The organism is Ruegeria sp. AL12, from assembly GCF_056540885.1.
Genome location: NZ_JBQFXN010000002.1, coordinates 655854 through 680396, shown reverse-complemented (window position 1 = coordinate 680396; position 24543 = coordinate 655854). Strand labels below are relative to the sequence as shown.

The 24543-nt window shown below is 59.4% G+C and carries 22 protein-coding genes; 7 read left to right on the top strand and 15 right to left on the bottom strand.

The window, feature by feature from the left end; genetic code table 11:
• From ACR0C6_RS10885 to ACR0C6_RS10855, 7 genes are all read right to left on the bottom strand, one after another.
• A partial coding sequence (locus ACR0C6_RS10885) for a sulfoacetaldehyde acetyltransferase (RefSeq protein WP_480619235.1) occupies nucleotides 1–1213 on the bottom strand: 1213 nt, incomplete at its 3' end.
• Between the two features lie 44 nt (nucleotides 1214–1257).
• Nucleotides 1258–2661 carry an NAD(P)/FAD-dependent oxidoreductase gene (locus tag ACR0C6_RS10880; protein ID WP_480619233.1) on the bottom strand — a complete coding sequence of 468 codons (1404 nt, stop codon included), beginning with the start codon at nucleotides 2659–2661 and terminating at the stop codon, nucleotides 1258–1260.
• 37 nt (nucleotides 2662–2698) lie between these two features.
• Nucleotides 2699–3085: a nuclear transport factor 2 family protein gene (locus ACR0C6_RS10875; RefSeq protein WP_152460447.1), complete on the bottom strand. Its 387-nt coding sequence runs from the start codon at nucleotides 3083–3085 to the stop codon at nucleotides 2699–2701.
• A 26-nt stretch (nucleotides 3086–3111) separates the two neighbouring features.
• On the bottom strand, nucleotides 3112–3606 hold the full coding sequence (locus tag ACR0C6_RS10870) for a universal stress protein (protein ID WP_152460448.1): 495 nt from the start codon (nucleotides 3604–3606) through the stop codon (nucleotides 3112–3114).
• 17 nt (nucleotides 3607–3623) lie between these two features.
• Nucleotides 3624–4964: a TRAP transporter large permease gene (locus ACR0C6_RS10865; protein ID WP_171117920.1), complete on the bottom strand. Its 1341-nt coding sequence runs from the start codon at nucleotides 4962–4964 to the stop codon at nucleotides 3624–3626.
• 17 nt (nucleotides 4965–4981) lie between these two features.
• On the bottom strand, nucleotides 4982–5518 hold the full coding sequence (locus tag ACR0C6_RS10860) for a TRAP transporter small permease (RefSeq protein ID WP_171117922.1): 537 nt from the start codon (nucleotides 5516–5518) through the stop codon (nucleotides 4982–4984).
• A gap of 67 nt (nucleotides 5519–5585) precedes the next feature.
• Nucleotides 5586–6602, bottom strand: coding sequence for a TRAP transporter substrate-binding protein (locus ACR0C6_RS10855; protein ID WP_152460451.1), 1017 nt, complete (start codon nucleotides 6600–6602; stop codon nucleotides 5586–5588).
• Nucleotides 6603–6759: 157 nt separating this feature from the next.
• On the opposite strand from ACR0C6_RS10855, the gene ACR0C6_RS10850 reads away from it, so the two are divergent.
• A complete protein-coding gene (locus ACR0C6_RS10850; RefSeq protein ID WP_171117926.1) occupies nucleotides 6760–7686 on the top strand; it encodes a LysR family transcriptional regulator in 927 nt (308 codons plus the stop codon).
• An 80-nt stretch (nucleotides 7687–7766) separates the two neighbouring features.
• Here ACR0C6_RS10850 and ACR0C6_RS10845 read toward each other — a convergent pair whose 3' ends face one another.
• On the bottom strand, nucleotides 7767–8111 hold the full coding sequence (locus ACR0C6_RS10845; protein WP_171117928.1) for a RidA family protein: 345 nt from the start codon (nucleotides 8109–8111) through the stop codon (nucleotides 7767–7769).
• Nucleotides 8112–8569: 458 nt separating this feature from the next.
• Between ACR0C6_RS10845 and ACR0C6_RS10840 the strand changes: the two genes are divergently transcribed.
• Complete coding sequence (locus ACR0C6_RS10840) at nucleotides 8570–8749, top strand: hypothetical protein (protein ID WP_480447014.1); 180 nt, start codon at nucleotides 8570–8572, stop codon at nucleotides 8747–8749.
• Between the two features lie 131 nt (nucleotides 8750–8880).
• Here ACR0C6_RS10840 and ACR0C6_RS10835 read toward each other — a convergent pair whose 3' ends face one another.
• Nucleotides 8881–9369, bottom strand: a complete 489-nt coding sequence (locus tag ACR0C6_RS10835) for an Lrp/AsnC family transcriptional regulator (RefSeq protein ID WP_480447013.1) — start codon at nucleotides 9367–9369, stop codon at nucleotides 8881–8883.
• 81 nt (nucleotides 9370–9450) lie between these two features.
• Between ACR0C6_RS10835 and ACR0C6_RS10830 the strand changes: the two genes are divergently transcribed.
• The 3 genes from ACR0C6_RS10830 to ACR0C6_RS10820 all read left to right on the top strand — a co-directional run bounded on the left by ACR0C6_RS10830 (nucleotide 9451) and on the right by ACR0C6_RS10820 (nucleotide 13169).
• Nucleotides 9451–10593, top strand: coding sequence for an amidohydrolase (locus tag ACR0C6_RS10830; RefSeq protein WP_480619230.1), 1143 nt, complete (start codon nucleotides 9451–9453; stop codon nucleotides 10591–10593).
• 14 nt (nucleotides 10594–10607) lie between these two features.
• Nucleotides 10608–11780 (top strand): diaminopropionate ammonia-lyase, encoded by a 1173-nt coding sequence (locus ACR0C6_RS10825; RefSeq protein WP_480619228.1) that lies wholly within the window; start codon nucleotides 10608–10610, stop codon nucleotides 11778–11780.
• 141 nt (nucleotides 11781–11921) lie between these two features.
• The gene (locus tag ACR0C6_RS10820) at nucleotides 11922–13169 is read left to right on the top strand and encodes an MFS transporter (RefSeq protein WP_224856122.1); all 1248 of its coding nucleotides are present in this window, start codon (nucleotides 11922–11924) and stop codon (nucleotides 13167–13169) included.
• A gap of 69 nt (nucleotides 13170–13238) precedes the next feature.
• Here the strand turns inward: ACR0C6_RS10820 and ubiV are convergent, their stop codons facing one another.
• Genes ubiV through ubiT form a run of 3 tightly spaced genes read right to left on the bottom strand, consistent with a single transcriptional unit; the run spans nucleotide 13239 to nucleotide 15680 of the window.
• Nucleotides 13239–14156, bottom strand: a complete 918-nt coding sequence (gene ubiV, locus ACR0C6_RS10815) for a ubiquinone anaerobic biosynthesis protein UbiV (RefSeq protein ID WP_480619226.1) — start codon at nucleotides 14154–14156, stop codon at nucleotides 13239–13241.
• A gap of 4 nt (nucleotides 14157–14160) precedes the next feature.
• Nucleotides 14161–15138, bottom strand: coding sequence for a ubiquinone anaerobic biosynthesis protein UbiU (gene ubiU, locus ACR0C6_RS10810; RefSeq protein ID WP_480447022.1), 978 nt, complete (start codon nucleotides 15136–15138; stop codon nucleotides 14161–14163).
• Nucleotides 15138–15680 (bottom strand): ubiquinone anaerobic biosynthesis accessory factor UbiT, encoded by a 543-nt coding sequence (ubiT, locus tag ACR0C6_RS10805; protein ID WP_480619224.1) that lies wholly within the window; start codon nucleotides 15678–15680, stop codon nucleotides 15138–15140. The genes ubiU and ubiT overlap by 1 nt, the downstream gene beginning before the upstream one ends.
• Nucleotides 15681–15817: 137 nt before the next feature.
• Between ubiT and ACR0C6_RS10800 the strand changes: the two genes are divergently transcribed.
• Nucleotides 15818–17326 carry a UbiD family decarboxylase gene (locus tag ACR0C6_RS10800; RefSeq protein WP_480619257.1) on the top strand — a complete coding sequence of 503 codons (1509 nt, stop codon included), beginning with the start codon at nucleotides 15818–15820 and terminating at the stop codon, nucleotides 17324–17326.
• A complete protein-coding gene (locus tag ACR0C6_RS10795; protein WP_480619222.1) occupies nucleotides 17323–17940 on the top strand; it encodes a UbiX family flavin prenyltransferase in 618 nt (205 codons plus the stop codon). Before ACR0C6_RS10800 ends, ACR0C6_RS10795 begins: the two co-directional genes overlap by 4 nt.
• 61 nt (nucleotides 17941–18001) lie before the next feature.
• On the opposite strand, the gene ACR0C6_RS10790 is transcribed toward ACR0C6_RS10795, so the two are convergent.
• From ACR0C6_RS10790 to ACR0C6_RS10780, 3 genes are all read right to left on the bottom strand, one after another.
• The gene (locus ACR0C6_RS10790; RefSeq protein ID WP_480619220.1) at nucleotides 18002–20419 is read right to left on the bottom strand and encodes a GcvT family protein; all 2418 of its coding nucleotides are present in this window, start codon (nucleotides 20417–20419) and stop codon (nucleotides 18002–18004) included.
• 28 nt (nucleotides 20420–20447) lie between these two features.
• Nucleotides 20448–21698: an aminotransferase class V-fold PLP-dependent enzyme gene (locus ACR0C6_RS10785; protein WP_480619218.1), complete on the bottom strand. Its 1251-nt coding sequence runs from the start codon at nucleotides 21696–21698 to the stop codon at nucleotides 20448–20450.
• 241 nt (nucleotides 21699–21939) lie between these two features.
• Nucleotides 21940–24414 (bottom strand): CoA transferase, encoded by a 2475-nt coding sequence (locus ACR0C6_RS10780; protein ID WP_480619216.1) that lies wholly within the window; start codon nucleotides 24412–24414, stop codon nucleotides 21940–21942.
• Between the last annotated feature and the right edge of the window lie 129 nt (nucleotides 24415–24543).

Below are 24543 nucleotides of genomic sequence, written 5' to 3'. Positions count from 1 at the left end.
CCGAGCTGATGATCGCCTCTTTCGGCAGCGCCGCCTGAATCGCGCGCCACGCCATGCGGGGGCTCATCCAGTCGGGCTTGGCCGCGCGGGCGCGCTGGTTCCAGGTGGTGCCCGGATCATCATCCTCGTGGTCCATGCTGCTCAGCTGCTGGGCCCAGCGGGACTTCTTCTCGGCGATCTTCGCCTTGCGCGCGTCGCGGCCCTCGTCGCCCGCGGTATCGCTCAGCTGGTTCAGGATGCCGGTCGCCACCTTGGCCGCGTCACCCACGATGCCCACGGTGACCTTCTTGGTCAGGCCGATCCGGTCGGGGTTGATGTCGACCTGGATGATCTTGGCCTCGGCCGGCCAGTATTCCATGCCATAGCCCGGCAGGGTCGAGAACGGGTTCAGACGGGTGCCGAGGCACAGAACAACATCGGCTTCGCTGATCAGCTCCATCCCGGCTTTCGAGCCGTTGTAGCCCAGAGGACCGGCAAACAGAGGGTGGCTGCCGGGGAAGGCGTCGTTGTGCTGATAGCCCACGCAGACCGGCGCATCCAGACGCTCGGCCAGCGCCTTCGAGGCCTCGATCCCGCCCTTGGACAGAACCACGCCCGCACCGTTCAGGATCACCGGGTTCTTGGCGGTCGACAGCAGCTCGGCCGCCTGCGCCACGGCGGTTTCGCCGCCCGCAGGGCGTTCGAAATCGACGATGGCGGGCAGATCAACATCAACCACCTGGGTCCACATGTCACGCGGGATGTTGATCTGGGCCGGGGCGCTGGCGCGCTTGGCTTTCATGATCACGCGGTTCAGAACCTCGGTGACGCGGGTCGGGTCGCGGACCTCTTCCTGATAGGCGACCATGTCCTCGAACAGCTTCATCTGCTCGACTTCCTGGAAACCGCCCTGACCGATGGTCTTGTTCGCCGCCTGCGGGGTGACCAGCAGCAGCGGCGTGTGGTTCCAATAGGCGGTTTTTACGGCGGTCACGAAATTGGTGATGCCGGGGCCGTTCTGCGCGATCATCATCGACATCTTGCCGGTGGCGCGGGTGTAGCCATCCGCCATCATCCCCGCGCTGCCTTCATGCGCACAGTCCCAGAACATGATCCCGGCCTTTGGGAACAAGTCCGAGATCGGCATCATCGCAGATCCAATGATCCCGAACGCATGCTCAATCCCGTGCATCTGCAAAACCTTAACAAACGCCTCTTCCGTCGTCATCTTCATCTGAGTGCTTCCTTGTCTTTTCAGGGCGCCGAAGCCCCTGTGAGTTACAGTATTTCGTCTTTGAGGTAATAGCCGACATACGCCATACGCTGTCCCAGTCGGCGGAAAGGCGTCAGGATGCCGTGGCTCGGCAATGGGGAGGTGAAGATCGGCAATTCAAACGCCTTGTCCTTCTGGCCGGCAACCAACTGCGCCATGCGTCGTCCGGCCTGGGCCGAGTACATGACGCCATTGCCGCCGTAGCCCATGGCATAGAACACGCTCTGATCTGGATCGGGCCGAAAAATGCGCGGCATCATGTCGTGGCTGACATCAACCCAGCCCCACCAGGAGTAGTCGAGGTTGATATCCTCGAGCGCCGGGAACTTGCGGGCAAGTCCCTTCTTCAGCAAGTCCAGATGTTTGCCGTTCTCGGCATCACGCCCTGTCACGGCACTGCGGCTGCCGATCTGTATCCGGTTGTCCGGCAACAGGCGGTAATAGTGGCGCAGCGTGCGCGTGTCGGTCAGGGGGGATCTGGTCTGAATACCGCATTCGTCCAACTCGGCCCGGGTCAGAGGCCGAGTTACCATCGAATTTGACAGGATCGGCATCAAGCGGTGCCTGGTGCGGTTGTTGAGCCCCGGGGGTGTATAACCGGCCGTTGCCAAGGCCACCGATTTGGCGCGCACAATACCGCCCGGCGTCCGCAGATGATGCACTCTGTCCTTGGTTTGCCACCCCATGACCGGGCTGCCGGTATGGATTTTCGCACCCAGCCTGCGCGCCATGTTGACATAGCCAAAAGCCAGCTTGCCGGCGTGGATACACGTTCCGTCAGGCTCCCACATCGCGCCTGCGGCTTCCATGTCGCGCACGTGGTTTTCATGCAGTTCGTCCCGGGAAACGATACGCGAGCCGTAGCCGAACACGTCGTTCAGCAGCTTGCTCTCTTTCTTGAGCGACGGCATGACCTTTTCACGGTGCGCGATATAGTAATGGCCACCCGGCTGCGGTTCGCAGTCGATGTCATCCGACGCGATGAGATCGTTGAACAACTCGAAAGCTTCGGTGACTTCGGCGTGCATGCCCTTAGCCACATCCGTGCCCCAGCGCTGAATCCATTGCGACCGTTTCAGCCGCCCGGATGAGATCTGGGCCTGCCCGCCATTGCGCGTCGAGCATCCCCAGGCCACGGTATTCGCTTCAAGAACAACTGCCTGGATTCCGTGTTCCTTGGCAAGGTGAATGGCGGTGGACAGGCCGGTATAACCCGACCCGATCACCACCACATCGGCATCCATATCGCTGGACACCGGACCATCATCGGCCGGGGGCGTACCGGCCGTTCCGATCCAGTATGTGGGCGCGTGGTCGCGATTGTGACCAGGACCCGCATCGATGATGGGGTCATATTTCGGGTCATAGCTGGCCTTGGGCCAATGACGCGGGATGCTTTTGTCCACCATTCTTGTTTTTCTCCGAAGCTGCGCGCAGTGCGGCGGATCAGGCCTTGAACATGGGGCGCGTTTTGCGAAGCGCCTGTTTTACGACGATTTTCCCGTCACGCAGAGTGAACAGATCCGCACCTTCCGCTTCGATCCGCATGCCGTCTGCATCGGTTCCCGAAAACGTCCATTCCGATACGGCGCGATCACCGTGGACAAAGTGGCCGTGGTGATCCCAATGGGCGTCCTTCATGCCTGCCCAGACGCCTGAAAACGCGGCGGCGATAGCCTCTGCTCCTTCGATCTTGTTGCCGTATTTCTCGTCACCGGCCACGGTGTAGAACACGCAGTCGTCGGCGAAGTGGGTCATCACGCCGTCGATGTCGTGGCGGTTGAACGCATCAAACGTGTCCGCCAGGTCCTGCGCGGTCAGGGTTTTGCTCATTTTGTACTTCCTTGTCAGTGGGGTTGTTACGTTTCGTCCGGGTTCGGAACGATCAGTGTCGGTATCTTGGAGCGCCGCAAAACACGCTTTGCGACGGTGCCCAGAAACGTATGCGAAAAGCCGTGATCATGCGCGCCCAGCACGATCAGATCACAGCCCAGTTCGACCGAGCGGCGCAGGATCACTTCGGCCGGGTGGCCATCTGTGACCTCTACCGAAGTGACCTGATCGCGAATTCTCTCATCGTCACCATCGAACTGAGCCCAGAACTTGGCTTGCCGTTCGGCCAGAACCTTGCGCACCATCTCGTGACGGCGCGCAGCGGCGGTTTTGCGGGTCTCTTCATTCAGGATGAAGATTTCCATCGTGATCTTGGCATCGTCCGACAGTGGCTCATTCACATGCAGCACGTGAATTTCAGCCCCCGTGGCCTGCGCGATGCTGGCGGCATGGCGCATGGCGTGACCCGAGTTTTCTGACAGGTCAGTGGCAAAGAGGATGTTTGTGACCAGTTGTTTCATGTCGTCATCCTTTCGGGTCAGTAGCCGAACAGCCGTGGAAGCCACAGCGACAGTTCAGGGAAGAAGGCGATGATGAAGATCGCGATCGTGTTGGCGGCCGCAAAGGGCAGCGCACGCAATGAGATCTGTTCGATCGTGATGTTCGAGATACCTGACGCGATGAACAGGTTTTCGCCCAGCGGCGGCGTCTGGAAACCGATACCCAGCGTGCAGACCATCACCACGCCAAAATGGATCGGGTCGATACCCACCGAATAGGCCACCGGCAGCATCACCGGAACCAGGATCAGGATGGTGGCCAGCGTCTCCATGAACATGCCGACGAACAGCAGGAAGAAGATGATCAGCGTCCAGATGACATAGAGGTTGTCCGTGAAGCTGAGCATCGAATCCGCGATGATCGCCGGGATCTGGTTTTCCACCAGCAGTCGGCCAAACACCGTCGCGGTGAACAGGATCAGCAGAACACGCCCAGTCAGCCAGGTGGTGGCCTCGAGCGACTGGAACAGCGACTGCCAGGTCAGTTCGCGGTAGATAACCACGCCCACGAACAGGGTGTAGAAGATTGCCACGATTGCCGCCTCGGTCGGGGTGAAGAAGCCGGTGTAGATACCGCCCAGGATCACCAGCGGCGCCATCAGCGACCAGAACCCACGATACATTTCGCAGCCCACGTGACGGATCGACCAACCTTCGGAAACGCCCTTGTAGCCGCGCTTTTTCGACATGAAGAAGTTCAGGATCAGCAGGCTGGTGGCGATCAGGAAGGCAGGGACGAATCCGGCGATGAACAGTTTCGAGATCGAAACCGACTGGAATGTACCGAACTTTTCCACGGCTTCCGGCGGCGGCGCCATACCGAGCGCGGCAATGCCGAAGATCACCATCGGGATAGAGGGAGGAATGATAATCCCAAGGCCGCCAGAGGACGCAGTGATCGCCGAGGCATAGCCGCGCTCATAGCCGCGGTCGATCATCGCAGGGATCATCAGCATCCCAACGGCCGCGGTTGTTGCCGGGCCCGAGCCCGAAATGGCGCCGAAGAACAGACATGCCATGACCGTCGCAGCCGAAATACCGCCGGTGAAAGGACCGGCCAGGCTTTCAGCAACATTGATCAGGCGTTTCGAGATACCGGCGGCCTCCATCAGGGCCCCGGCAAGAATGAAGGCAGGTAACGCCATCAGGGGGAAAGCACCCACCGAGGTAAAGGCGATTTGCACGAATTTGATCGGGTTCTCGTCCAGGTAAAGGAATGAGACCAGCGACGCCACACCCAGCGCCACCGTGATCGGCGCGCCAATGAGCAGCAGAAACAGGAAAGACCCAAACAGGATTGTGACGATTTCGGATTCCATGGTTTATCCCCCTGCCCTTAGGATTTCTTTGCTGCTTCAGTCGCAGCTTTGATTTCGTCGAGGTCGATCTGATCAGGATCGTGAATATCCTCGCCCTTGATAAGGCGGCGGTAATTCACCTGAATGATGCGGACGGTCATCAGCGCAAACGCGATGGGCAGCACCATGTAGATGTACTTCATCTCGATACCCAGGGTCTGGGACTTCCAGAACTTGTTCATCTTGTTGAAGACAAAATCCGTCGCCAGATACAGGAAGTAGACATTGAAGAAGAGCCAGAAGAGATCGGCGAAGGCTTCGATGTACTTGATCGACCCTTCGGGCAGGAACTTGAACTGGAATGTCACGCGGTTATGCGCACCTTTCAGAGCGGCGTAACTTGCGCCGAAATAGACGAACCAGACGAACATGTAGACCGAGAGCTCTTCGATCCAGCTGATCGAAAAGCCGAAGACTTCGCGCGCGATGATCTGCACGAACAAAAGGCAGACGAAGCCGGATAAGAGGATCCGGCAGATGACACTTTCTATGTTGTCCAGAAATTTCCAGAACATGTGGTTTCACTCCTCCCTGAAATGAGAAGAGCGCCGCAGCGCTCTTCCCGGTATCGCCGTGCGACGATTATTGCTGGACCGGCTCGCGGCCGATGGCTTCGAGAACTGCATTCAGTTTCTCGACACCACCAATGGACTCGTAGAATTGCGGCCAGACAGCTTCGGTCGCCAGTTGAATGAACTCGGCTTCGTCGTTCTCGGGGTCGATGATTTCCATCCCCTTGGCCGTCAGCTCTTCCTTGATGGCGGCTTCTGAGTCCCGCAGGAACTGGGCCGAGACCTGAGTGGCTTCCTGCCCTGCTTCCAGGATCATTTGCTGTTCCTCTTCGGACAGGTCCTGGAACACGGCTTCCGAGATGATCAGCGGTTCGATCGAGAAGATGTAACGCAGGTTAGTGACGTGGTCCTGAACCTCGTAGAACTTCATCGCATTGATCGTCAGGTAAGGGTTGTCCTGACCGTCAACCACTTTGGTCTGCAGGCCGGTGAAGGTTTCCGACCAGGCCATCGGGGTCGGGTTGATGCCCCATGCCTTGTAGGTTTCGATCATGATTTCGTTTTTTGGAACGCGAATGATCAGGTCCTGCAAATCCGCAACCGATTTGACCGGCTTTTTCGAGTTCGTCAGACGGCGGAAACCCGTATACGTCCAGCCGATGATGCGGACGCCGGCATCACGGATGGTGTTTTCGATCAGTTCCTGACCGATTGGGCCCTGGGTCAACTTTTCGGCATCTTCCAGGCTGAGAATAACATAGGGCAGAGTGAAAACGCCGACCGACGGCGAGAATGGCGTGATGTTGTTGATTGCCAGCAGTGACATGTCCAGCGTGCCGATGGCGGCCTCGTTCACGGTGTCCTGCTCGGAACCGAGCTGACCGTTCAGGAACAGTGTCGCGGTGTGCTCACCACCTGATTTTTCTTCGAGCGCTTTCACGAAAGCGAGCCCCAGCGCCTCTTGAGCGCTGCCCGCGCTGTCGCCGACAGCGATCTTGAAATTCTTCGCCTCGGCCGTGCCTGCAACCATCAGTGCGGCAACGGAAACGGCTGCGCTGAAAGTGCCAAGCTTTTTGATAAATGACATGGATTTCCTCCCATTTGTCGTGTTTCGAGGTGCGCGCTGACCTGGGGAGAAATAGGCCAGTCCGATTCTACCTCGGCGACACGAAGCTAACTTGCCAAAATGGTTTCGTCGTTGTTAATATTTGCGCGAAAGGTTTCATTAATCTCAAACATACGATATGAGTCAGAACAAGCTTGATACCCGGATCGGTGACACGGACATCCGTCTGCTGCGCGTGTTCAAAACCGTCGCGGAAAGTGGTGGTATCACGGCCGCCGAGATCGAGCTGAACATCGGAAAATCGACGATCTCGAAACACTTGTCTGATCTGGAACTGAGGCTTGGCCTGAAGCTGTGCAACCGGGGGCCGTCAGGGTTTTCACTGACGGAAGACGGCGAGAAGGTGCTGGCCGCGGCGGAAGACCTGCTTATTTCCGTGGCGCAGTTCAGAACCGAGGTCAACGAAGTCAAACAACAACTGGCCGGCAGTATTCGCGTGGCTCTGTTCGATCAATGTACAACCAACCCCGAAGCCCAACTTGCTCGCACCATTCACAAGTTCAATGAGGCCGCACCGGCGGTTCACATCGAGCTGTCGCTGGAACCCCCAAACGTGATTGAGACAATGGTCATCACCGGGCATCTGGATGTTGGCATCATCGCTTTGCACCGACCATCGGCAAGCCTGGATTACACACCGCTCTATGGGGAAAACATGTTCTTGTACTGTGGGCAGGAACACCCCCTGTTTGACCGGTCGGATCCAGAATTGAAACTGAGTGTTCTTCGCAAGTTCAACTATGCCGGCCTGAATGTGAACTCACCAAATCTCATCGTTGGTCAACAACTGGGGTTTCGACGTGCGGCCAAAGTGCAGAACGAACAAGCCCTTGTCATTCTGATACTTTCAGGTCGCTACCTTGGGTTTCTTCCCGATCATCTGGCGCAGGAATTCGTCGAACAGGGGCTTATGAAAAAGGTCCTGCCCAAAGAGATCAAATACAGAACCCGTTTCGCGGCCGTGGCCAGAAAACAACCTGCGCCAACACGCGTGGCCAAGCTGTTTCTGGAAACTCTGGTAAAGGTGCATTCTCAGGTACAGTAGGAGCGTGGACAGGGCGTCTTGTTTCCCAGGCCCAAACCCGCCCGTACCTGAAATCAGTGCATGGCGCGCGGCCAGCCGGATCAATCGCAGGCTGCGGTGACGATCATCTCGACCTTCAGAACATCACGGGCCAGTTTCGCCTCGCCACAGGCACGGGCCGGGGCGTGGCCCTCTGGCACCCAGGCATCCCAGACCGCGTTCATTTCGGCAAAGTCGGCCATGTCCGACAACCAGATCACGCATTGCAGGATACGCGTCTTGTCGCTGCCGGCCTTGGCCAGAAGGTCCTCGATCTTGGCAAGGATGTCACGGGTTTGATCCGCAACGGTTGCAGCATCGGAAACCTGACCGCACAGATAGGCGGTTCCGTTATGTTTGACGATGCGGCTCATGCGTTTGCCGGTCTCGATCCGAGTAATGGTCACAACCGCTGTCTCCTGTTTCGATGGGTATGTTCCGGTTAGGCGATAGAGCGAAACGACACCAACCGCCAGCCCGGACCTTCAATCATCGAATAATTGCCAGCCTGCTGCGCGGGGTTTTGCAACCCGACAGCACGCTTATGTCCGGTGCGCGGCGATGTGACAATCCGTTGCCAGCGCCGTGCGGACAGGACGTTTTCACCGATGCTTTTTCTTTCTTGTCTTAGGCGCCTCGGCCAACACATTTGGTGAAACATCGCAGCCCTGGTTCACAAGGCGTTTTACGGAGATTTCCCAGTCTGCTTTCAATCGGCTAAGAGCTCCTCCGCTCGCCCCTATATCGGAGCGCCATATGCCACCCGACACTGCCGAAACGCTGCTTTTTTGCATGCCCAATGCAGGACAGCGAAGTTGGTCGACTGACGTAGTTGGTTTCAAAAAAGGACGGGTGGTCATGCGATGTGCTGCTGCAACCCAATCAGCTGAAACATCTGACGCAGAAGAACAGGATCTGGACCTATTCCGAACAACGGGCAACGGCCACCGAGTTTCATTTGATCTCGCGCCTGAAGGCATGGTCAGGAGAGGAGTTGATCTTTGAGGAAGAGAAAGCGCATGTCATTCCGCGCAATGGAATGTAGTTGAAAACACGTTGGAACAGCGGCGCTGAGACCCGTGGCGGGACTTGCCTTTGCAGTTCTGTCAGCCCAACCGAATGGCCCAGGCCTGCGCGGACATGTTTGGACGGGCCTGTCGTTGCACCATGTGCCGGTCAGAACCCCAAAGCACTGCCGGATTTGACGGTATCCATGGAAACGAAGGTTCTGAACTTTCGAATATTTCCGTTTTCAAAAAACATCCTGCGGGTGAAATCTTCGTATACCGCCATGCTTTCGACGACCACGACAACCATGAAATCAACCTCTCCGGTCACGTAAAAGCATTGCTGGACTTCCGGAGCATTCAGCAGGGATTTCTTGACGGCATCAATCTCGTCCGGGGTTTCGCTGACCAGTTCAAGTTCAACGAAGATGGTAAGCTGAAGACCTACGGCCGCCGGGTCAACGACGGCCACATTGGCTCGTATCACGCCCTCGGCCTCCATCCGGCGGATACGGCGCTGCACCGAGGGTGCGGACAGATTTACGGCCTCGCCAATCTTGTGCTGCGTGGTTTTGTTGTCTTGTTGCAAAATCCGCAGGATCGCGCGGTCAAAGTCATCCAATTGCGTCATGTGAAAGAAACTTGCATCGCTGGCCACCAACTAGAGCCCTTTTTTCAGGTCACTTGCAATAAACTTGTTTCACACATGTGAAGCAACACGTCGAAGGGAAGGTTTGCCGTGACAGCATTGACAGAACGCCTGCGTGCATTGCGCCACGAGTTTCATCGCAACCCCGAGCTTGGATTTCAGGAAGTCCGGACCAAGGCCCGGATTGCCGAGCATCTGCGCAACCTGGGCATCGAGGTGTTTGAAGGGGTCGGTGTCGTGGGCGTCTTGAAGGCGGGCAATGGCAATCGCGCCATCGGGCTGCGCGCGGATTTCGACGCGCTGCCGATCACCGAGGTCAACACGTTTGCGCACACGTCGCAGAACGAAGGTGTCATGCATGCCTGTGGCCATGATGGCCACACGGTGATGCTGCTTGGGGCCGCCGAATTGCTGGCCAAGGATCCGGCGTTTGACGGCACGGTTGTCTTTCTGTTCCAGCCCAACGAAGAGCATGGGCTTGGGGCAAAGGCGATGATCGATGAAGGGGTTTTGCGGACCTTCCCGATTGATGAGGTTTACGGCGCGCACAATCTTCCGGGAGAGCCTGTCGGGCGGGTTTCCACCCGCGCCGGTGTCATCTGTTGCAGTGAAAGCCTGTTTGAAATCACGCTTTCCGGTCAAGGCGGTCATGCCTCGATGCCGCATGTCGGGCGCGAAACGATCACGCCTGCGGCGGAACTGGTATTGGCCCTGCAAACCATCGTTTCACGCAAGCTTGCACCTTCTTCCGGCGCCGTGGTGTCAGTGACCGAGTTCATCACCGACGGACAGCGCAATGTGCTTCCGGGGCGTACTGTTCTGAAAGGGGACGCGCGGGCCATGTCACCGGCAGATCGCAGGCTGATCGAGCGCAATATGCGCCAGATCGCAACCGGTGTGGCCGAAAGCCATGGCGTCGAGGTGAGCGTGGATTTCCGTACCGAATTCATCGAGGCAAACAATGATGCCGATGCCGCATCGCATGTCGTTGCAGCGGCTTCGGCCATGGGTCTTGAGGTGGACGGAGACCGTCCTGCCATGTCTTTTTCTGAAGATTTTGCCGAATTTGCCGCCGTTGTGCCCGGGTGTTTCCTGCTTATCGGCAACGGGACCGAAGGATCAAATGGCCGTCCGCTGCACTCGGCTGATTACGATTTCAACGACGAACTGCTCCCGCTGGGTGCAGAACTCTGGGCAGAGCTGGTGCGGCAGCGCCTGCCGCTGAAACCCTGACAGGACACACGACCATGACGGAAAACATCGCCCATCAGGCAGGCAGGCCGAGCTTCGGCCCCGCTGCCGAAACCGTTTTGACACGACGGGATTTCGATCGCGCAGCAAGGGAAATCACCCAATGGGAGGGGTATGCGCCCACGCCGTTGCATTCCTTGCCCTCGTTGGCAGCCGAGATCGGCGTCGCGGAGGTTCACTACAAAGATGAAGGTCCCCGGTTTGGACTTGGCAGTTTCAAGGCATTGGGGGGGGCCTTTGCCGCCTTGCGTGTTCTGCAACGTGAAATATCGCGCCGCACCGGTCAGGATGTGTCATTGGAAGATATCCGTACTGGCCGCTGCGCCGACATGGTTGCCAGTATCACGCTTGTTTCGGCGACCGATGGCAACCACGGTCGGTCCCTCGCGTGGGGGTGCAAGCGGTTCGGCGCGCCTTGCCGGATCTACATTCACGCCGAGGTCAGTGAAGGCCGCGCGCAGGCCATGCGCGATCTGGGGGCCGACGTCGTGCGCATCGATGGAGACTATGACGCTTCGGTGGATCAGTGTCGGCGGGAAGCCGACGAGAACGGCTGGTTCGTGGTTTCGGACACATCCTGGCCAGGCTACACCGACCCGCCGCGCGACGTGATGTCGGGCTATGGCGTCATGGTCAAGGAAGTCGTGGATGCGATGGACACGGCACCGACGCATGTCTTACTGCAAGGTGGAGTTGGAGGGCTTGCCGCGGCAGTTGCGGCAGCTTTGCGTCAGGCCTGGGGTGATCCCGCACCGCGCGTCGTGGTCGTGGAACCGCATCTGGCGGCGTGTTTGTTCGAAAGCGCAAGGCAGGGGCAAGCCGCGTCCGTAGATATCGACGAAGAGACCATCATGGCAGGTTTGTCCTGCGGGGTGCCGTCTCCGATGGCGTGGGAGGTTTTGCACAGCGAAGCCTCGGACTTTCTGGCAATCGACGATCAGCTGATACCGCCCACCGTCCGTCGCCTGGCGCGTCCGCAAGGCAGTGATCCTGCGATCGAAGCCGGAGAGAGCGGCGTTGCCGGATTGGCCGCATTGATCGAAGCGGCCAACAACCCCGAGCTTTTTCAGAAGCTTGGATTGACGCCGCAGTCTCGGGTTTTGACGATCGGTTCCGAAGGCGTGACGGATCCCGATATCTATGCCCGGATCATGCAAGGCGACGTGTAGCTCAGCCCAAAGCCCAGTTGCAGTGGGCCCAGGGACGGTTGAATCCGACATGGTGGCCTGCGACGGAGAAGTTCCATCAAACGACATCCCGATGTCGTAGGAGTTGTATACAGGCCTGCCCCGCATCAGTAGCGGTTGGCCATGATACGCGCGTTAAACGAAAACTGGGCACTGTTCCTGGGGATGTTCATGCTGATGGTTGCCAACGGTCTGTTGGCGACGTTGCTGACGATCCGGGGGGCCAGTCTGGGCTTTAGTGACTTCACGATTTCCGTCATGCAGGCAAGCTATCCATTGGGCGCGCTTGCGGGGACGGCACTTGCCCCGAGGCTGGTCGAAAATGTCGGGCATATTCGGGCATTTTCGGCCCTCGCCTCGCTGGTTTCGATTGCGGCCATCGTGCATCTGCTGACCAGCGACGCGATCAGCTGGAGCGTGATGCGTCTGTTGGGCGGGTTTTGTTACCCGGGGCTTTACGTCATCACCGAAAGCTGGCTGAACGCGAAATCCGAGAACAACATGCGCGCTCAGGTTCTGTCGCTGTATTTCATTATCCAGCTTGCCGGCCCAGCGCTTGGCACCGCCATAGTCGGCTTTCCCGACCCCACCGGAAACCTGCTGTTCGGGCTTGTTTCCATCCTGATTTCGCTTTCGATCGTGCCGCTTCTTCTGTCGGGCAACAAGGCGCCGGAATATGCCGCGCCGGAACGCATGTCGGTTCCCGTGCTGTACAAGGTTTCGCCCATCGCAGTCATCGGTATCGTTCTGGTCAGCATCGGTGTCGCCGCGTCCTATATCTCGTTGCCGCTTTATGCGTTGCAAAACGGCTTTACGACGGCGCAGGCGTCAGGGGCGCTGGTGGCGGCGCTGATCGCCGGTGCGGTGGTGCAATACCCCGTCGGCTGGCTGTCTGATCACACCGACAGACGCTATGTGGTCATCGGGCTGGGTGTCGTTACGACCCTGTCCAGTCTCTGGATGGCCATCGATACGTCGCCGTCTCATATCGTCTATGGTTTTGTACTGATCGCAATCGGGCTGTATCCCGCGTATTCGATCCTGACGGCGCATGCCAATGATCAGCTCAAGCTGTCCCAGATCGTTCCCGCCAGTGGCACGATGGTGCTGCTGCTGAATGTCGGCCTGCTGGTGGGAACCATGCTGGGGCCGAACTCTATCTCATTGTTCGGCGGGCGCGGTCTTCCGTTTCTTCTGGCAGCTATCGGTATTGCGGTCGCCCTTTTCGCATTGATCCGGCGTGTTCAGGTGGCCGCGCCCACCGACACCGGCGATGTGCAGGTCGTGGGGATTATCGGCACCGGGCAACCCGGGGTCTTGCAGGCCGAAACCTGGGTTCAAGAGGAAGAAACCCGGACAAACCCGGACTGATCCCAAGGGTTCAAAGCATAGGCTGTTTCATTCGCGTCCGGCGCGACGGACGTCATGCCGATGCGGCGGTCAAACCGAGATCGAAGCCGCCTTTGATGCACCGGACCATTCTGCACCGCAGGACCCCGTCAGAAATCCGTCGCTCAACCGAATATCAGGATCAGCGCCACGCAGGGCGCGCTCCACTTCTCCTTGGGGAAGATCACCGTCGATACGTTTTCGATACAACTCGCACAGCTGACGGAATCCGCCAGATTGCGGCGACAGACGCAACGCCGAGATGCCAGCCTGTTGCAGAAGGTCGATCTGATGATCCGTACAGGCATGGCTGTCTGACAGGGTCTGCACACCGTTCATGGCCATAAAAGGCTTGCCGTCGCCGGTCAGAACGTCCAACCCGTCGGGATCGTCTTCGCAGGCAAACTGGCAATTGTCCTTGCTGCGCCCATGCAATCGCGCGTGGTAACAGCGCCCGGAAATGGCCAGCGGCAACCTGCCATGCCCCCATATTTCGATCGCGACGCCCAAGTCCGAGGCAGCTTGCGCCAGCGTTTTGACCGAAGCGATGGGCAATTCCGGCGGAAGACAAACCCGGCGCGCACCCCGAGCAGCCAGCCATCTCAAAGTGCCTTCGTTGTAGACATTTACCAACGGGCCAACGGCAAACGTGCAGGTGCCGGGCAAATGTGCCAGCGCGGTCAGATCGTTGATCTCGACCATGACGCCCATTTCTGCAAGCTCAGCGGTAAGTTTGCGCTCGCGTTTCAGGGTCACAAGGGCCAGGCTTGTCAGCGCAACCTCTTTGCCCGCCTCCACCAGCCGGGAAATCGCCGTAGGGATACGATCCTGGTAAAACGGCAAGCGCTTGGAACAGACCAGTTCCCCAAGCACGACGCGGTCGACGGGCGATCGGGCCAGATCATCGTAAAATGCAGCCCAGGTTTCGGCGGGCCAGAAGAACTGGTTCGGGCCTACTGTCAGTTCCATCGGATCACCTCCACGTCTTTTTGTAAGCGCCGGTCGTCATGGCCTGCCCTTCCGACAGACGCGCAAGCATACCTTCGGGCATCGGTTGGCCTGACTCCAGCGCATCGACCGCGGCGCGAAAATTCCGAACGACCTGTGCGACATAGGATTTTGACCGCTGGCGCCCTTCGATCTTCAAGGCCGTCACACCTGCCTTTTGCAATTGCGGGATCAGCCGTTCTGCGTTCAGGCTGACGGGATCCTCGAACAGGTGCCCGGTTTTTTCACCTGCGGAAAAACACCCTTTGCACAAAGTCGGATAAGGTGCGGGCTCATCCCGTTCGACCCGGTGGATCAGGTACCCGCCAAGGCGCGCGGTCAACGCGCCCTGTTCTTCTTGATACTGCACATGGCTGGCAGGAGAACAGACACCGTTCATGTTTGGAGACAACCCGGTGGCATAAGAGGACAGCGAGCATCGCCCCTCGGCCATGACGCAAAGACCGCCGAACACAAAGACTTCGGTTTCGACATCGGTTTCAGAGTTGATCGCGGCAATTTCCGGAACGGACAATACGCGCGGCAAGACCACCCGCTTCACACCGAAAGTTTCGGCATAGAAATTGATCACGTCAGCATTGGCCGCCGCGGCCTGCACGGACAGATGTCTGCGCAGGCCGGGATGGTGTCGCGCGGCGTAGTCCAGCAAACCCAGATCGGCGAGAATGACAGCATCTGCACCGCAGGTTTCGGCATCCGCCACCGCTTGTTTCCAGATCCCTTCGTTGCCCGTCTGCGGGAAGGTATTGATTGCAATCAACACCTTCGATCCGTGATCATGGGCAAAGGAAATTCCGGCCCGCATTTCAGCGCGGTCAAAGTTGAGCCCCGGAAAGTTCCGCGCATTGGTTTCGTCATTGAAGCCACAATAGACCGTGTGAGCCCCAGCCTTGACGGCTGCACGCAGGGCCGCGGGCGTTCCCGCCGGGCAAACGATTTCCATTACCATAGGATCGCGTCCTCGGGTCGGGTCAGGCACAGGCCGGTCCGACGCTCTGCAAAGGCGATGATCTGCTTCAGCGGGCGTGCAAGCGGGCCGGAAAGGGTTGCGGCCTCGTGCGCGAGGTCCAGCTCTGCGTCGTCAATTGCGTTGCGCAGCGCCAGTGCCGCGGCTGTGTCGCCCTCGATCACCAGATCGCGCGAAAAGAACAGGGCGTCACCGTCAAACGCACCATGCACCAGCCCCAACAGCGCGGCCAGTGGGCCGGAAATTCGCGCGGCCCCGTCCACGCGCCTTCGGCTCAGTCTTATTCTCGGTGCGCCGTCATTCGGTTCAAGCAGAAGGACAACGGGCAGATCCGTTGGATCAAGCACAAAGGCTGCCCGGCTGTATTCACCGAGCCGGTTGAGCAAGTCGGGGTGTTTCTTGGTTATTTTGCGGGAAAACGCCGTCAGTGACAGCGACAAGGGTGCAAGCGGAACAAACCGCAGGGCCGCGGCCAAAGCGGCAGGGCATCGCGGTATCGGGTTTCGGGGATCGGACAAACAGACCTCCTGCTGTCTCAACAAAGTGAACCGGTGCGGCCTTCCTAAAGCCGCCCCGGCGCCCGGGACTTGACGGTTGTCAATTCGACCGGCCTCTTTCGCTGCTAGAGGGTGGGCACCACCGCCGGAGCAAACCCATTCGCACTCTGCCGCCATATCCCAGCCTTCGACATTTTCTGAAATGGTGTGAAGAAACAGGGCAGTTCAGGCGCATCGCCGAACCGGTTTCCGTGCGCCATCAAATGACCGCTGTCCACCGCGCCGTGTTGGAGGCCAATGGGCCCGTGTTGCAATTCGACACACCGACGGGCGCGCCCTCGGGGCAGTGCGACATACCGGTTGTGGTCAACCTGTTTGGCACGTCGGAACGCGTCGCCGCCGGACTGGGCGTTTCTTCCGAAGGGCTGGATGATCTGGGCGCGTTTCTGGCCGCGCTTCGGGCCCCGACGCCGCCGGGCGGGTTGCGGGATGCACTGTCCCGGTGGCCGATGCTGAAGGCCGCATTGTCCACACGGCCGAAGCAGGTCAAAACCGCCGCTGTCCAGCAGGTTTGCCACTGCGAAGCCGATGTTGATCTTTCTGCGCTGCCGATCCAGACACATTGGCCCCGGGACGCGGGGCCTCTGATCACCTGGCCCGTGGTCATCACCCGGCCCCGTGGCAGCGAACCCGACGCGGCACAGACCTACAATGCCGGCGTCTATCGCGTTCAGGTGCTGGACCGGAACCGTCTGATCATGCGCTGGCTGCCACATCGCGGCGGGGCCGCTCATCATCGCAGCTGGGCGCAGCACGGCGAAAAGACGCCGGTCGCAATTGTTCTGGGCGCAAACCCCGCGACCTTGTTGTCGGCGGCTCTGCCCCTGCCCGAAATGGTGTCTGAGCTGACATTTGCCGGGGCCCTGAACCAAAACCGGCCACGATTGGTTCCGGCCCAATCCGTCCCTCTGCTTGTACCGGCAGATGCCGAGATCATCCTGGAAGGCTGGGTGTCGCCAAACGAGACAGCACCCGAAGGCCCGTTCGGGGATCACACCGGGTACTACAACCCCGCCGAGCCGTTTCCGGTGATGCATGTCACGGCCGTGACCCATCGCGAGGCGCCGCTGTATCTGTCGACCTATACCGGACGCCCGCCGGACGAACCTGCCGTCATTGGCGAAGTGTTCAATCGTCTGGCCTTGCCGACCATTCGTGCTCAGATCCCCGAAATACACGACCTTTGGCTGCCGCCTGCCGCCTGTTCCTATCGCATCGCCATCGTCGCCATCGACAAGCGATATCCGGGCCAGGCCCGGCGTGTGATGATGGCGCTTTGGGGGATGCTGCCGCAATTCAGCTATACGAAGATGATCGTTGCGGTAGACGCCGATATCGACCCCCGAAACTGGGACGATATCGCCTGGGCGCTTGCCACGCGAATGGACCCGGGCCGTGATGTGATGATCCTGGACAGGACACCCATGGATTATCTTGATTTCGCCTCGCCGGAACCTGGTCTGGCCGGAAAGCTGGGCATCGACGCCACGACGAAAACAGGCAGTGAAACAGGGCGGGAATGGGGGACGGTCATGCGCACCGAAAAGGTTGATCACGCATTTGCGGAAGACCTGATAGACAGATTGATGCCAGAGCTGAGAACATGACGAAAACCCGAGTAGTCTTAGGCGTGTCGGGCGCTTCCGGTGCGGTTTTGAGCCTTGCGGTGGCACGGCATCTGACATCGGCGGATATCGAAATCGACCTGGTCGTCAGCCCCGCCGCCCGTCTGACGCTTGCGCAGGAATGCGGCCCGGACGCCCTGAAGGAACTGCGGCAGTCGGCAACCCGTCATCACGCGCCCGCCGATATCGGGGCAAGTATCGCGTCCGGTTCGGTGCCGGTATCCGGGATGATCGTTGCGCCCTGTTCCATGCGCTCACTGGGTGCGATCGCGCATGGCCTGGACGACAACCTGCTGACACGCGCGGCGGGCGTGCAGCTCAAGGAACGACGCCCACTGGTTCTGCTGACACGAGAAGCGCCGCTGACTTTGGCACATTTGCGCAACATGACGGCGGCCGCAGAAATGGGAGCCATCATCCTGCCCCCTGTGCCTGCCTTCTATTTGAACCCCGTCAACATAGCCGAAATCGCGGATCAGATCGCAGCGCGCGCGGTTGATTGTCTGAAGGTTTGCGAACCGGCCGCGAAACAGTGGCACCCTGAAACCGAGGCGGACCGTGTCGATCAGTCCGAAAGCAAATCGCACATCCCATAGCCGCAGATCGCGGATGAGATCTGTGGCCACGGGATGAGCTTGATCGGGCGGGCCGGTTGTTTCAGCCGCGCAGCCTGCCGCCCAGAGGATCGAACGGCGCCTCTGCCAGCACCCGAGCCTTATGCGGTTTGCCAATCACCTGGATCACCACTTCATCCCCCGGCTGCGCCACCTCGGGGTTGCGGAAACCCAAAGCCAGAGATTTCCCGACTGAATACCCGTACGCCCCCGATGTGACACGGCCGACAGGCACACCATCAGGTGTAAAGATCGGCTCACTGCCGGTGGCGTCGGCATCCTCGGTCACGTCCAGTTCAAAGATGGACAGGACCTCGCGCGGAGCTTTGTCCTTGATGGACAGATAGGCGTCTTTGTGCAGGAAATCCTTGTCCAGCTTGATCAGGCCCGTCAGCCCGACCTCTTGCGGCCAGTATTCCTGGGAATATTCCCGCCCCCAGGATCCATAACCCTTTTCGATGCGCAGCGACCCAAGCGCTCGCCCACCCACGGGGCCGCCACCGCAGTCTTTGGCGGCTTTAAGCAACGCAGAGTAAAGCGCGACCTGATCGGTTTCGGCGCAGTGCAGTTCCCAACCCAGATCGCCGGTAAAGCTGACCCGGATGGCCACGCAATCAACACCTGCAACAGTGATCTTTCGCGACCGCATGAAGCGGAATGCTTCGTTGGAAAGGTCTGCATTGGTCAGACGCGCCAATGCCTCGCGTGATTTCGGGCCGGCGATGTTGAACCCGGCGATGCGGTCTGTTGCAACGTCAAGAGTTGTGCCCTGAGGCATTTCCACCATCTGAAAGAAGCGCTGATGATAGCGTTCAGCCATGCCGGAGCCAATCATCATATATTCGTCTTCCGACAGCTTGGTGACGGTGAAATCCCCCGCCACGCCACCGCGGACCGAGATCAGCGGCGTCAGGCAGCTGCGCCCAATTTCGGTCGGCACGCGATTGGCTACCAGTCGGTCCAGCCAGTCATAGGCGCCAGGCCCCTTGATCACGTAATTGGCGAAGTTCGAAATATCGATCACGCCCACGCTGTCGCGCAGCATCTGAACCTCGCGCCCGACCGGATCAAACCAGTTCTGGCGGGTGAAGCCAGTGGTCTCTTCGGTGCCGGGTTCATCGGCAAACCAAAGCGGGTGTTCCCAACCACAGTTGAGACCAAAGACACAGCCCATCTGTTTCTGCATCTCGAAGGCAGGGCGCACACGGGCCGGGCGGCCTGCACTGCGTTCTTCATTCGGGAAGTGGATTTTGAACCGATGGGTGTATGCGTCTTCGACCCGGGCCTTGGTGAACTTTTTGTCGGCCCAGTCGCCAAAGCGGGCGAGATCCCAGGCGAACATGTCATATTGCGGCTCACCCTCGATCATCCATTGCGCCGCCAACAGCCCCAGCCCGCCGGATTGCGAGAAGCCGGGGATCAGACCGCCGCAGAGGAAATAGTTCTTCAGTTCGGGCACCGGCCCCCACAGCATGTTGGCATCGGGCGACCAGATCATCGGGCCGTTGATTACCCGTTTCACCCCGGCTGTGGCGGCAACGGGCACGCGTTCGGTGGCGCGGATCACGTTTTCCATGATCCGGTCCAGATCGTCGGGAAACAGATCATGCGCAAAGTCGAGCGGCGTGCCGTCTTCGGCCCAGAACTTCATGTCTTTCTCATAGGCCCCGATCAGCAGGCCGTTGCCCTCTTGTCGGAAGTAATACTCGCCGTCCCGGTCGGCGATTGACGGCAGACGGCGGCCCAGACTGGCCACTTCGTCGATGCTTTCGGTCACGAAATACTGATGTTCGGTCGGTTGCAGTGGCAGGGTCAAGCCTGCCAGCGCCGCCACCTCGCGCCCCCAGAGGCCCGCGGCGTTGACCACCCATTGGGCATGAATGTCACCCTTGGGCGTACGAACGATCCAACTGCCATCGGGTTGCTGTTCCGTGGCGATCACCGGGCAGAACCGTTCGATGGTGGCCCCCATCGCGCGGGCCCCGGCGGCATAGGCATGCGGTACGCCGGACGGGTCCACATTGCCGCCATCAGGTTCGTACATGATGCAGCGGATGTCATCGAACTGCGCCAGCGGGTGCAGCTCTTTGGCCTCTTCCCGGCTGACCTCGTGGAAATTCAGCCCATAAAACCGGGCCTTCGCCTCTTGCAGGCGCAACTGTTGCTCGCGCTCTCCGGTCTGGGCCAGATAGAGCGATCCGGGCTGGAACACCCCGCAGCTTTGGCCGGTTTCCTTCTCCAGCTCTTTGTACAGGTTCATCGTATAGTGCTGGATGCGGGTGATGTTGTTGTTGTCATGCAGACCGTGGATGTTGGCCGCCGCGTGCCAGGTCGATCCGCTGGTCAGCTCGTCGCGTTCCAGCAGGATGGAATCCGTCCAGCCGAGTTTGGCAAGGTGATACAGTATCGACGTACCGGCAAGGCCGCCGCCGATGACAACAGCTTGTGCATGGGTTTTCATGAGGGAATGTCCTTGGATATGGCGCGGCTCAGGCGGCGATTTCTTTCATGACGGCAAGGAATTTGGCGACTTCGCCGATCGAGTTGTAGTGACACATCGAGACCCGCACACAGGCATCATAGCCAAGCGGTGTCAGGATATTGCCGGAATAGTGATCCGCCTTGCGCAGATGCGTGCGGATACCGTGTTCGTTCAGCCGTTTGACGACCTCGGACGAGGCCACGCCTTCGACACGCAGCGATACCAGACCTTCTCGTGCCGGGTTGTCAGCCCCGCCCAGAATGGTGACTTTTTCCATCTCGGCCAAACCGCTCAGGTTGCCGGTGCCGTGGATCATCGCATCGGTCAGCGCCTTTTCCTGCGCATGGATCGCATCACCCGCCGCCAGAAACTTGCCGCGCCGGTCTTCGGCATCGCTGACCTGACTGCCCAGCCATTCGAAATAGGATACGACGTCGGACATCGTGGCATAAGCTCCGGTGTCGCGGGTGCCCATTTCCCAATTGTCCGCGGGACCATCCAGCAAGGCGTTGTGCTCCAGCGCGGTCAAGCGATCAGAGATCCACGCCACGCCGTAGCCATGACGCGAAAACACCTTGTAGGGCGAAATCACATAACCATCGACGTCATAAGCGGTCAGATCGATCCGGCCATGCGCTGCGTGCTGAATGCCATCGACGATGATGAAACAATCCGGAGCCACGGCGCGGATGGCCTGAGAGACGGCAGCGACGTCAACGCCCATTCCCGTCACCGGCGAGGTATGCAGGATCGTCGCCACTTTGGTATCCGGTGTCACGGCCGCGGCATAGGCTTCGGCCGAGACGGTACCGGTTGCGTTATCATGGGGCACCAAAACGTGGGTTTGCCCGGAAATGCGGGCCCAACGATCACAGGCCGATCGCGTCGCCGGGTGTTCCAATGTGGATCCCAGCACAACGCCCGGACCCGTTCCCAGACAGGCGTTCATGATCAGCCGGAACAACAGCTCTGTACCGCTTTCACCGACAAAGAACTGCCCGCGGGGTGCGTTCATGAAATCCCGCATATCCGCCTTGGCCGCTTTGATCGTGGCGACCAGCGCATGGGATCCCGGATTGTCGCGCCCCTGGTTGTCCGGGATGGCGGCGTAACGAACCGAACTTTCCAACACTGAATTCAATGTCAGTGCGCCTCCGGCATTCTCGAAAAAGATCCGCTCACCCTGTTCGGGGCAATGATCGATCTGGGCAAAGCGGCTGCGGATTTGGTTCAGCAGGCTCTCTGATATTTGGCTCATGGTCAGTGGTTCTTGTTTCGTTGTGTGTGCAAAGCTGTGCTTTGCCGACCCTAGGACGGTTCTTGCCGCAAGACATGCAAAAAAAACTGTGGCAAAGCGGTAGAATATTCTGTGCAAGTCGCGCGGGTGCCAGCCCAAAGCCTGTCACGACGGATACCACCCGTCGCCAAGCCCGGGACTCTGTGCCTGCGGCGGCGGATGGCATATCTTCTTGATTTCCGAACCGTTTGTAGCTGGTCGACTACTCGGGCAGGTACTTTTCCGACCAGCTTTCGGCGGCCGATCCAGCAGAGATCATCGCGTCGATATCCTCATCTGCATAACCGACGTTTCGCAGAATGCTGCGTGTATCCGCGCCGTATTTCGGCATCGGTCCGGGAATGACGATCCGGGCGCGTTCGGGTCGCACGGCATTTGGGGCAACCAGATCGCACCACCGGCCCATAGGATGCATGTCATGCCGAATGACGCTGAACGTTCCCCGCATCAGGTCGATATTCCCGGCACTTTCCGGCTGCAACACGGCGTCGCGCGTGTCATGCAACGATCCCAGAGGCATGACGGTGCTGGAAGAACCGGAAAACGCCTTTTGCCAGTAATCAACAGGTTTCCTTGCAAAATGATCCGCAAGCGCATCCGGCAATTCCTTCTCCGGTGTATCGGCCATACTGGCGAGGTCCGAGACACGGCGCAGGGCTTCGCGTTGTTCGGCGGGTGCGGCAAAGAACATCCACCCGTCCGCCGCGCGGTAACAATGGTAGAATGGTCCCCAGCCCATAGCTGCGCGCCCGGCTGGTTCGTCAAAGGGCGCGCGGCCTTCGAAATCATGCATCAATTGCGCCTGAATGAGGTTGCCGGCCGCCGCCAACGCAGCCCGCGCAATCCCGCCTTTTCCGGTTTTCTGCAATCTCAGCAGGGCCGCACCAAGCGCAACACATGCGCAATAGCCGGTCAGAACGTCAATCGTACCGAAATGCGCATGCTCTTCGGGCGTGGCCATGCCACCGCCAAAACGCACCATGACCCCGGTCGCCGCCTGCGCCAGGTCGTCATACCCCAGATGGTCCGATTTGGGTCCGCGCGCAGGCCCACCAAAGGCATCGAGTTGCACCAGAATGAGGCGGGGGTTGATCGCCGCCAGCTCTTCCTCGCTCAACCCCAGGGCATCGCGCTGCTCATCCGTGCCGTTCATGGTGATGACATCCGAGGAGTCGATGAGCCGTCGCAACGCCTGCTTCCCGCCATCCGAGCTCAGGTTCAGCAAAACGCTTTGTTTTCCACGATGTGCGTGCAAGCCGAAAACCACGGTGTTCCACGGATCGACTGATGGCTCGGCCGGCTGAACGGAAGTCACCTGAGCGCCAAATCGCGCCAGCGTGGACCCGATCGTCGGACCGGCGATCACGTTGGTCAGGTCCAGCACCTTCAGCCCCTCCAGCCAGCCTTGGCCGCTTGCGGCTGGCGGTCCGCTGCGCGGCGGTTCGGCAAGGATCGTTGAAACGGGTGCGTCATCGGGATCGGGGCCCGGTTTTTTGACCAGCGCAGCGCCATCATCCGCAAGCCACGCAACATTTCCCATCTGCGTCATCTTCCCATGACGCGGGTCTTCGACCTCCAACACCAGACCCGAGGCCAAAGCGTGCGGATCGGCCAGCCATTCCTTGCTGAACCGTTGCGCCGTTCCGGGCGCCTTGGCAGACCCGAAAAGGGCTTCCCACTCATGAGAGGGCCTTGTCAGAAAGGCCTTTTTCATCGCCTCGGACACACGCGTGCGATCCCTTGCTCCGACGGGGTAGTTGCGCAGCGACCATTCATCCGGCCAGTCTGCGGTATCGAGATAGGCGTCGAAGTCCGGCAATTGATCGGCAAGGTCTTTGAGGCCCAGCGTCTCCAACACCCGCCGGGGATGTGTTTTCACACTGCCCGCCACCACATAGAACCCGCGCCCGTCGGCGCAGGTATAAGTTCGATAGAAAGGGTCCAGGAACTCTTCCAGTTCCGCAAAGCTCAGATCCGTTGGCAAGCCTTCGGCTGCGCGCCTGTCAAGTTCCACTTCGCGAGGGGACTTGTAGCGTTCGGGATAGTCCTCAATCTGCTCACAGTTATACACCAACCCTTCCAGCAAGGCCGAAGCCAGAGGCACCTCGATGTGATCGCCTCCGTTCCGGTCGCGAGCAGCCAAAGCGAACTGCACCGCCATCGCGCCGAACGAAGCGCCATAGGCGGATGCCAGCGTCAAAGGTGAAAAGGATGGGTTGATGCCCATCAGGCGCCGGTTCAGCCCCATATCCGTGAATTGCCCGGTGCGGGCCGCGATCACGGCTTCCCACGCCGGAAGATCGGCCAGCGCGGGATCGGTTGAGGCAAACCCCGGCAATGACAATGACACGATGCGCGGATTTATGTCGCGCAAAGCATTCGGACCCAGGCCCAGCCTCTCCATCACGCCGGGCCGGAAGTTTTCGATCACCACGTCAGCCCGCGCCACAAGTTCGCGCGCGACCTGCAAACCTCCTTCGGATTTGAGGTCGATCGTCACGGCGGTTTTGCCGCGTGACAGCATGTCTGTGGCCGGTTCTTTCAATCGCGGGCCACCGGGCGGGTCGATGCGGATCACCTCTGCCCCCAAATCAGCAAGCATCATGCCAACCAAGGGACCAGCCAGGTATTGGCCAAAATCGAGGACACGAATATGATCGAGCGGGCTTGCAGTCATTCGTTGTGACCCTCCCGGGGTGTTTGGTGTGTTTGGTGCGAAGCGGCGTGCAGGCAAGAGGTCACAACGCCCTTCCCGGAACAGGCTGAGTTTTCAGGCTTGGGACATAACGCGATCAATGCAACACCT

What these genes read in the sequence shown, in the direction of transcription:
- ACR0C6_RS10875 (WP_152460447.1), bottom strand. Translation starts at nt 3,085, where the DNA reads ATGAGCAAAACCCTGACCGCGCAGGACCTGGCGGACACGTTTGATGCG.
- ACR0C6_RS10825 (WP_480619228.1), top strand. Translation starts at nt 10,608, where the DNA reads ATGACGGAAAACATCGCCCATCAGGCAGGCAGGCCGAGCTTCGGCCCC.
- ACR0C6_RS10860 (WP_171117922.1), bottom strand. Translation starts at nt 5,518, where the DNA reads ATGTTCTGGAAATTTCTGGACAACATAGAAAGTGTCATCTGCCGGATC.
- ACR0C6_RS10790 (WP_480619220.1), bottom strand. Translation starts at nt 20,419, where the DNA reads ATGAAAACCCATGCACAAGCTGTTGTCATCGGCGGCGGCCTTGCCGGT.
- ACR0C6_RS10795 (WP_480619222.1), top strand. Translation starts at nt 17,323, where the DNA reads ATGACGAAAACCCGAGTAGTCTTAGGCGTGTCGGGCGCTTCCGGTGCG.
- ACR0C6_RS10880 (WP_480619233.1), bottom strand. Translation starts at nt 2,661, where the DNA reads ATGGTGGACAAAAGCATCCCGCGTCATTGGCCCAAGGCCAGCTATGAC.
- ACR0C6_RS10780 (WP_480619216.1), bottom strand. Translation starts at nt 24,414, where the DNA reads ATGACTGCAAGCCCGCTCGATCATATTCGTGTCCTCGATTTTGGCCAA.
- ubiV (WP_480619226.1), bottom strand. Translation starts at nt 14,156, where the DNA reads ATGGAACTGACAGTAGGCCCGAACCAGTTCTTCTGGCCCGCCGAAACC.
- ACR0C6_RS10865 (WP_171117920.1), bottom strand. Translation starts at nt 4,964, where the DNA reads ATGGAATCCGAAATCGTCACAATCCTGTTTGGGTCTTTCCTGTTTCTG.
- ACR0C6_RS10870 (WP_152460448.1), bottom strand. Translation starts at nt 3,606, where the DNA reads ATGAAACAACTGGTCACAAACATCCTCTTTGCCACTGACCTGTCAGAA.
- ACR0C6_RS10850 (WP_171117926.1), top strand. Translation starts at nt 6,760, where the DNA reads ATGAGTCAGAACAAGCTTGATACCCGGATCGGTGACACGGACATCCGT.
- ACR0C6_RS10855 (WP_152460451.1), bottom strand. Translation starts at nt 6,602, where the DNA reads ATGTCATTTATCAAAAAGCTTGGCACTTTCAGCGCAGCCGTTTCCGTT.
- ubiU (WP_480447022.1), bottom strand. Translation starts at nt 15,138, where the DNA reads ATGGAAATCGTTTGCCCGGCGGGAACGCCCGCGGCCCTGCGTGCAGCC.
- ACR0C6_RS10820 (WP_224856122.1), top strand. Translation starts at nt 11,922, where the DNA reads ATGATACGCGCGTTAAACGAAAACTGGGCACTGTTCCTGGGGATGTTC.
- ACR0C6_RS10785 (WP_480619218.1), bottom strand. Translation starts at nt 21,698, where the DNA reads ATGAGCCAAATATCAGAGAGCCTGCTGAACCAAATCCGCAGCCGCTTT.